The following is a 7,409-nucleotide window of genomic DNA, read 5'->3' as shown; positions in this document are numbered from 1 at the left end:
TAGTCAGTTGGGTTTTCATCTGTTTTATCAGACTTAGAAAAATGAAATCTTTCAATTCATTGATTTTAAACGCAAAAAAATTTCTAAATGATCAGAATTATAGGGTGCTCGCTCTGCTCCATTACCGAGCACGAGGGGCGCATTATTCAGAGCCGTTCTGAAGATTCGATCATCAACGAGATCGAAGCCATTCGCGATACCGTGCCTGGCTTTACCGGGGTGATCTCCGACCTCGGCGGCCCAACGGCCAATATGTACATGCTGCGCTGTAAATCGCCGCGCGCGGAGCAAACCTGCCGCCGTCTCTCCTGTGTCTATCCAAGCATTTGCGAACATATGGACACCAACCACGAGCCGACGATCAACCTCTATCGCCGCGCGCGTGATTTGAAGGGCATCAAGAAAATCCTGATTGCCTCCGGGGTACGTTACGACATCGCTGTGGAAGATCCGCGCTACATCAAAGAGCTGGCGACGCACCACGTCGGTGGCTATCTGAAGATTGCGCCGGAGCACACCGAAGAAGGCCCGCTGTCGAAAATGATGAAGCCGGGGATGGGCAGCTACGATCGCTTTAAACAGCTGTTCGATACCTACTCAAAGCAGGCAGGGAAAGAGCAGTACCTGATCCCGTACTTCATCTCCGCCCACCCGGGTACGCGCGATGAAGACATGGTGAACCTGGCGCTGTGGCTGAAACAACGTCGCTTCCGTCTGGATCAGGTGCAGAACTTCTATCCGTCACCGCTCGCCAACTCCACAACCATGTACTACACCGGCAAAAACCCGCTGAGTAAAATTGGTTACAAGAGTGAAGACGTGGTGGTGCCGAAAGGGGATAAACAGCGTCGTCTGCACAAAGCGCTGCTGCGCTACCACGATCCGGCTAACTGGCCGCTGATCCGCCAGGCGCTGGAAGAGATGGGGAAAAAGCATCTGATTGGCTCGCGTCGCGACTGTCTGGTGCCGGCACCAACGCTGGATGAGATGCGCGAAGCGCGTCGCCAGAACCGCCATACGCGCCCGGCACTGACCAAGCATACGCCGATTGTGCATCAGCGTTCGAACGGTAGCGCGGGAACGAAAAAGAATGTGAAACGTAAGAGCGGCTAGTCTCATTGCCCGGTGGCGCTTCGCTTACCGGGCCTACAACTCAGATCGTAGGCCGGGTAAGGCGCATCCGCCACCCGGCTTTTTACTACCCGCCAAACTGATCCGGATCGGGCCCTAAACGCTTGCCCTGATCCAGTTTCGCAATCTCGCCCAGCTCATCTTTATCCAGGCGGAAATCCCAGACGTCGAAGTTCTCGGCGATGCGCGATGGCGTGACCGATTTCGGGATCACCACCAGGCCGTTGTCCAGGTGCCAGCGAATGACAATCTGCGCCGGGGTTTTGCCATATTTATCCGCCAGATCGCGGATAATTTTCTGGTCGAACACCCCTTCACCGCCCTGAGCCAGTGGGCTCCAGGATTCGGTCTGGATTTTGTGCGTGGCGTTCCAGGCGTGAAGCTGGCGCTGCTGCATCAGCGGGTGCAGTTCAATCTGATTAATCACCGGCACAACGCCCGTTTCGTCAATCAGACGCTGCAGGTGATGAACCTGGAAGTTACAGACGCCGATGCTTTTCACCAGCCCCTCTTTTTGCAGTTCAATCATCCCTTTCCAGGCATCAACATAATGGTCGATAGCCGGAACCGGCCAGTGCATCAGATACAGATCGACGAAATCGAGCTGGAGTTTCTCCAGGCTCTCCTGCAGCGCTTCGCGTGGGCGCTTTTGGTCGTCGTTCCACAGTTTGGTGGTGATAAAAAGGTCGTCGCGGGACATACCGGCGCTGGCCAGTGCTTTCCCCACGCCGTCCTCGTTTTTGTAGGCGGCGGCGGTATCAATGGACCGATAGCCGACTTCCAGTGCTTTATGAATGGCGGAGACGACCTCGTCGTTACCGGCTTTCCATACACCTAGCCCCAACTGGGGCATCACGTTGCCGTCCTGCAGCTTGATTACGGTTTGGTTTGCCATTTTTCCTCCTTCAGGTGCGCATCGCCGGAGGGGGACCCCGGCGATGGGGTGTGCATTAAGTCTGGACGAAATGTCAAAAAACGAAAGGCAGGATGCCAAAAACGCTTAGCGCGCCGCCTCGTAGATACGACGGCTAACGTCCAGCGTAATGTCGCCGTGTTCGCCCAGTTGAGTCATGCCGTGTTCTTCAAGTTTAGCCAGCAGGGCAGGGATAGAGCTGCCATCCAGACCATAGCCGGACAGACGCGTCGGCACGCCCAGGCCTTCAAAGAAGTTGCGGGTCGCTTCGATTGCCGCATCGATACGCGCGTCGTCAGAACCTTCGGTGATGTTCCAGACGCGTTCCGCGTACTGCAGCAGTTTGGCGCGTTTGGTATCACGTTTTTCGTTCCACAGGGCCGGCAGAACCACCGCCAGCGTCTGGGCGTGATCCAGACCGTGCATCGCCGTCAGTTCATGGCCCAGCATGTGGGTTGCCCAGTCCTGCGGCACGCCTGCGCCAATCAGGCCGTTCAGCGCCTGCGTTGCAGCCCACATCACATTGGCACGCACGTCGTAGTTTTCTGGCTCTTTTAGCGCCTTCGGACCCTCTTCGACTAGCGTCAGCAGAATGCCTTCCGCAAAACGATCCTGAATTTTGGCATCCACCGGATAAGTCACGTACTGCTCAACGGTGTGAACAAAGGCGTCGACCACGCCGTTCGCGACCTGACGCGCTGGCAGGGTGTAGGTGTACACCGGATCGAGGATCGCGAATACGGGCTGAACGTGCTCGTTCATAAAGGCCCGTTTGTCTCCGGTGGTTTTACGGGAGATCACCGCGCCTTTGTTGGATTCAGAACCGGTGGCTGGCAGGGTCAGCACGGAGCCCATCGGGATCGCGCTTTTAATGTCGCTGCCGCGGGTTTCCAGGATATGCCATGGATCGATACCGTCGGCGTAGTGTGCTGCCGCGGCGATGAACTTCGTGCCGTCCAGCACGGAACCCCCGCCGACAGCCAGCAGGAAGGTGATGTTTTCTTCGCGGGCGATTTTCACCGCGTTCATCAGCGTTTCATAAGAAGGGTTTGGCTCGATACCGCCAAACTCGCGTACGTCCAGACCTTCCAGTGCGCTGTAAACCTGATCCAGCACGCCGGTTTTTTTCACGCTGCCGCCACCGTAGGTGATCAGCACGCGGGCGTCAGCGGGGATCTGTGCACGCAGATCGGCGATAGCGCCTTTACCAAACAGGATGCGGGTTGGGGTGTGGAGATTAAAATTATTCATGGCTCGTTCCCTATCGTGGGTGAAAAATCGTGGCGGCGCGGATGGCTACCTGATGCTGCACATTGTGGCTGTCCGGGGATATCCTCTCAATGCACATTCCTGCCGATGTCTTGCCCATTTCTACAGAGCACTGGAGAAACGTCAGGAAAATGCGCAGACTGTGAGGGTCCCAAACCGTACCCGGAGTAACGCTAAATGAACCGTGAAGCCATCTGTCTTCAGCTCACTTCGCAGATTAAAAGACTGATTGATAAGCAAAATAACCCAGGCGAACTGCTGCCGGATATTCGCCTGCTCTACGGGACGCAGCCGGGAACGCGGACGCCGGTGATGTATCAGCCGGGCATCGTTTTTCTCTTTTCCGGCCATAAAATTGGTTATATCAATGAACGCGTGTTCCGTTATGACACCAATGAATATCTGCTGCTGACAGTACCTTTACCCTTCGAATGTGAAACCTTCGCGACAGAGGAGGTACCGCTGGCGGGGATCCGCGTAAATGTCGATATTCTTCAGCTTCAGGAGCTGCTGATGGACATTGGTGAAGACGAGCTTTTCCAGCCGTCGATGGCGGCGAGCGGCATTAACTCAGCCACGCTGTCAGAGGAGATCCTCTGTGCCATTGAGCGTCTGCTGGACGTGATGGAGAGGCCGCTGGATGCGCGTATTCTGGGTAAGCAAATCATCCGCGAAATTCTCTATCATGTGCTGCTGGGGCCGGGTGGCGGGGCACTACTGGCGCTGGTCAGTCGGCAGACCCACTTCAGCCTGATAAGCCGCGTGCTCAAGCGCATCGAAAGCCAGTACACGGAAAACCTCAGCGTTGACCAGCTGGCGGCGGAAGCGAACATGAGCGTCTCGGCGTTTCACCACAACTTTAAGTCGGTGACCAGCACCTCGCCGCTGCAATACCTCAAAACCTACCGGCTGCATAAGGCGCGGATGCTGATGATCCACGACGGCATGAAGGCCAGCGCGGCGGCGATGCGGGTCGGGTATGAGAGTGCGTCGCAGTTTAGTCGGGAGTTTAAGCGCTACTTCGGCGTCACGCCGGGGGAAGATGCGTCACGCATCCGAACCATGCAGGGAGTCTGACGGCAAACGTAGGCCGGGTAAGCGATAGCGCCACCCGGCTTTTATTTATGCACTGCAGTACTTCTTCTTAATCACCACCGCAATCGTTCCCACCAGTCCAGCTACCAGCAGGAACATCGGCAGCACCATCAGGAAGGTCATTACCTGGTCTTCATGATGCTTCACAAACGGGATCATGTTCAGCGCATAGCCGAGAGTGGTAACGACACCCACCCATAACAACGCGCTCAGCCAGTTGAAGAACTGGAAGCGGCGGTTCGACAGGCCGGAAATGCCTGCCATGGTGGGCAGCAGGGTGCGAACAAAGGCCAGAAAACGCCCGGCCAGCAAGGCCAGCAGGCCATGCCTGTCAAACATGCAGGTCGCACGCTGATGGTATTTATGCGGTAGCTGCGCCAGCCAGCCCTTCACGACGCGCGTGTTGCCGAGCCAGCGGCCCTGCAGATAGCTCAGCCAGCAGCCCAGGCTTGCCGCGGAGGTGAGGATCACCATGGTCGGCGCGAAGTCCATGACACCTTTACCGATTAACGCCCCCGCAAGCAAAAGGAGGCTATCACCGGGTAAAAATGAGGCTGGCAGTAATCCATTTTCCAGAAACAGGGTCGCGAACATCACGAAATAGACGATACCTACAACGTGAGGATCGGTCAGTGCGGCGAAGTCGTGTTGCCAGAGCGCCGCGATAATATCTTGAATAACAGCCATGGACTTTCCTGTGGAACAACAGATATAGCACTATTGTACTCCCTTATTTGCCCGATGGGGTTGATCGCGGGCGCAACTAATGCAGACTTTTCTGGTGGCGGTGTCCACAAAAGCATCCATGGAGTACATGTTTGCCAGCACTCTACACGATACGCGCAAACCCTGCTGCTAAATCGGCAATTAAATCGTCCGCGTTTTCTAAACCGATATGCAGGCGAATCAGGGTGCCGCTGAAGTCCACTTCACCGCCAGGGCGCAGGGCCGCAATCTGCTCCGGCTGATTAGGCAGGATCAGGGATTCAAACCCGCCCCAGGAGTAGGCCATGCTGAAGAGGGTAAAATTATCCAGATAGCTTGCCAGCTCGTCATTATTCAGCCGTTTTTTTAGAACGAATGAGAACAAACCGCTGCTGCCCGTAAAGTCTCGTTGCCAGAATTCATGCCCTTTACTGCCCGGCAGTGCCGGATGGTTGACGCGCTCAACCTGCGGGTGCTGCGCCAGCCACTCAGCTATCTTCAGGCTGCTTTCGTGATGCTGACGCAGGCGCACCCCCAGCGTGCGGATGCCTCGGCTGGTCATGTAGGCGGTATCGGCATCGACCATCTGCCCCATCAGGTAGGCATTTTCCCGCAGCTGATCCCAGCAGCGGGCGTTAGAAACGGCCGTGCCGATCATCCCGTCTGAGTGGCCAATCAGATATTTAGTCGCCGCCTGAATGGAGATATCAATGTCGAATTCCAGCGCTTTAAACAGCACGCCCGCCGCCCAGGTGTTGTCGATCATGATAATCGCCTCTGGCGCTTTGCTGCGCACGGCTTTCACAATGGCCGGCACGTCGTGTACTTCCATGGTGATCGAACCCGGAGATTCCAGGAACACAATGCGCGTGTTGGGCTGAATAAGCTCTGCGATGCCTTCGCCAATCAGCGGATCGAACCAGCCCGTGGTTACGCCGAGTCGGGAGAGGATTTTGGTGCAGAAATCCTGGCTCGGTTCATAGGCGGTGTTGGTCATCAGAATATGGTCGCCCTGTTCCACGAACGCCAGAATGGTGTTGGCGACTGCCGCCGCACCGCACGGAAACAGCGCGCAGCCTGCGCCGCCTTCCAGCTCGCACATGGCTTCCTGTAGTGAGAAATGGGTTAGCGTGCCACGACGTCCGTAAAACAGCCCGCCTTTGGCGCGGTTACGCGTGGCGATTTTTTTGTCCTCTACGGTATCAAACACCAGCGAGGAGGCCCGTTGGATCACGCTGTTCACCGAACCCTGAGTATATTTCTTGCTGCGCCCGGCCTGTACCAGCGTGGTATCAAGATGCTTCTTGGTCATGTTCGCTAACCCTGTTTTTATACGTCTGGACGTCCAGACTACCACGAATGTGAAAATCTGCACCCGGATGCTTATCGAATAAGCAGAAAATATTAGCAAAAAACCGCATAAGAAATTTTTACTGCGTAAGCGCAAGGAATATGAGCGAAAATTGCGGCACTATGTAAATAGTAATGAGAACGACTATCAATTCGACGATGTTTTGATATTATTACGTTCAGATTTTGTGATTTGCGTCCTGGAGATACAGAGTGGGTAATAATTTGATGCAGACGGATCTCTCCGTTTGGGGCATGTATCATCATGCTGACATCGTGGTTAAGATTGTGATGATCGGCCTGATTCTGGCGTCCGTGATCACGTGGGCTATCTTCTTTGGCAAGAGCGCCGAGCTGATTTCTCAGAAGCGCCGCCTCAAGCGTGAGCAACAGCAGCTGGCTGAAGCCCGCTCTCTGGATCAGGCGTCTGACATGACCTCATCCTTCCACGCGAAAAGCCTGACCACCCTGTTAGTTAACGAAGCGCAAAACGAGCTGGAACTCTCCGCAGGCAGTGAAGATAACGAAGGTATTAAAGAACGTACCGGCTTCCGTCTGGAGCGTCGCGTCGCCGCCGTGGGTCGCCATATGGGCCGGGGCAATGGATATCTGGCGACCATCGGGGCCATCTCGCCGTTCGTGGGGCTGTTCGGTACGGTCTGGGGCATCATGAACAGCTTTATCGGGATTGCGCAAACCCAAACGACGAACCTGGCGGTAGTTGCACCGGGTATCGCCGAAGCGCTGCTGGCGACCGCTATCGGTCTGGTTGCGGCGATCCCTGCGGTGGTTATCTATAACGTCTTCGCGCGCATGATTGGCAGCTATAAAGCCACCCTCGGTGACGTCGCCGCGCAGGTTCTGCTGCTGCAAAGCCGCGATCTTGATCTGAATGCCAGTGCCGCTAAACCGGTGCACGCGGCGTCCAAACTGCGCGTAGGTTAAT

General features: G+C 55.8%; 6 protein-coding genes and 1 pseudogene. 3 read left to right on the top strand and 4 right to left on the bottom strand.

Translation table 11 applies throughout. The features are described from left to right. Positions 1-102: 102 nt before the first annotated feature. A pseudogene (locus ACOTX3_RS23350) lies at positions 103-1,113 on the top strand (DUF3362 domain-containing protein); the annotation flags it as partial. Positions 1,114-1,198: 85 nt separating this feature from the next. Here ACOTX3_RS23350 and dkgA read toward each other — a convergent pair. Together dkgA and yqhD are read right to left on the bottom strand one after the other, a co-directional pair. After that, positions 1,199-2,026: a 2,5-didehydrogluconate reductase DkgA gene (gene dkgA / locus ACOTX3_RS23345; protein ID WP_013098717.1), complete on the bottom strand. Its 828-nt coding sequence runs from the start codon at positions 2,024-2,026 to the stop codon at positions 1,199-1,201. A 105-nt stretch (positions 2,027-2,131) separates the two neighbouring features. Next, on the bottom strand, positions 2,132-3,295 hold the full coding sequence (yqhD, locus tag ACOTX3_RS23340) for an alcohol dehydrogenase (RefSeq protein ID WP_127869235.1): 1,164 nt from the start codon (positions 3,293-3,295) through the stop codon (positions 2,132-2,134). A gap of 195 nt (positions 3,296-3,490) precedes the next feature. On the opposite strand from yqhD, the gene ACOTX3_RS23335 reads away from it, so the two are divergent. Beyond that, positions 3,491-4,390 carry an AraC family transcriptional regulator gene (locus ACOTX3_RS23335; protein ID WP_023619917.1) on the top strand — a complete coding sequence of 300 codons (900 nt, stop codon included), beginning with the start codon at positions 3,491-3,493 and terminating at the stop codon, positions 4,388-4,390. Between the two features lie 45 nt (positions 4,391-4,435). Here ACOTX3_RS23335 and yghB read toward each other — a convergent pair whose 3' ends face one another. Then, complete coding sequence (gene yghB, locus ACOTX3_RS23330) at positions 4,436-5,095, bottom strand: DedA family general envelope maintenance protein YghB (protein ID WP_013098714.1); 660 nt, start codon at positions 5,093-5,095, stop codon at positions 4,436-4,438. A 142-nt stretch (positions 5,096-5,237) separates the two neighbouring features. Next, positions 5,238-6,425: a cystathionine beta-lyase gene (metC, locus tag ACOTX3_RS23325; protein WP_013098713.1), complete on the bottom strand. Its 1,188-nt coding sequence runs from the start codon at positions 6,423-6,425 to the stop codon at positions 5,238-5,240. A gap of 251 nt (positions 6,426-6,676) precedes the next feature. On the opposite strand from metC, the gene exbB reads away from it, so the two are divergent. Continuing rightward, positions 6,677-7,408: a tol-pal system-associated acyl-CoA thioesterase gene (gene exbB, locus ACOTX3_RS23320; protein ID WP_013098712.1), complete on the top strand. Its 732-nt coding sequence runs from the start codon at positions 6,677-6,679 to the stop codon at positions 7,406-7,408. The last annotated feature ends 1 nt before the right edge of the window (position 7,409 follow it).

The sequence above is a fragment of the Enterobacter cloacae complex sp. IR5384 genome (assembly GCF_049237265.1).
In the GTDB taxonomy this organism is placed as follows: Bacteria; Pseudomonadota; Gammaproteobacteria; order Enterobacterales; family Enterobacteriaceae; genus Enterobacter; species Enterobacter cloacae.
Note: the sequence above shows the minus strand (reverse complement) of the source record. Positions and strands in the feature narration are given on the sequence as shown.